The following is a 523-nucleotide window of genomic DNA, read 5'->3' as shown; positions in this document are numbered from 1 at the left end:
CCCCAAGCGTGATATCGACTTGCCAAACCAATCCGATACCGTCGGCAACCTGATGCTCGGCTGGGAGGACGACACGCTGAGCCTGCGCCTGTCGGCCAACTACAAGTCGGACTACCTGTACGAGTTGGCCGGGATCAACGACAAGGCCCATGACCTGCATGTCGACTCCCAGACCTTTGTCGACTTCAGCGCCCGCTATTCGCTCAGCAAAAACCTGCAAGTCACCTTTGATGCACAGAACCTCACCGATCAGCCGTACTTCGTCTACAGCGGTAACAGCCGCTTCAACAATCAGTATGAAGAGTACGGCCCGACCTATTCGCTGGGTCTGACCTTTACCCACTTTTAAGCACGCTTGCGCGCCCGGCGAGGGCGCGAGAAGGATGAACGACGCATGACTTTTTTGTTTAAGCGCAAACCCCGGTTGTTGCCTTTGCTGGTGTGCCTGACGGCAGGCAGCGTGCAGGCGGCCGTAGAGATCAGCCCGCCGCTGCTGCGATCGTGGACCGCCAGCAAGGCTCAG

Annotated in this window: 1 protein-coding gene; it reads left to right on the top strand. The window is 58.3% G+C overall.

Annotated elements, in window-relative coordinates; translation table 11 throughout:
• The coding region (locus TU74_RS22995) for a TonB-dependent receptor domain-containing protein (protein ID WP_048377768.1) at positions 1-349 on the top strand (349 nt) is incomplete at its 5' end.
• Positions 350-523 lie beyond the last annotated feature (174 nt).

This window comes from Pseudomonas lundensis (assembly GCF_001042985.1).
GTDB classification, from domain to species: Bacteria; Pseudomonadota; Gammaproteobacteria; order Pseudomonadales; family Pseudomonadaceae; genus Aquipseudomonas; species Aquipseudomonas lundensis.
The sequence above is the reverse complement of the archived record's forward strand: the minus strand, read 5'-3'. Positions and strand labels throughout refer to the sequence as shown.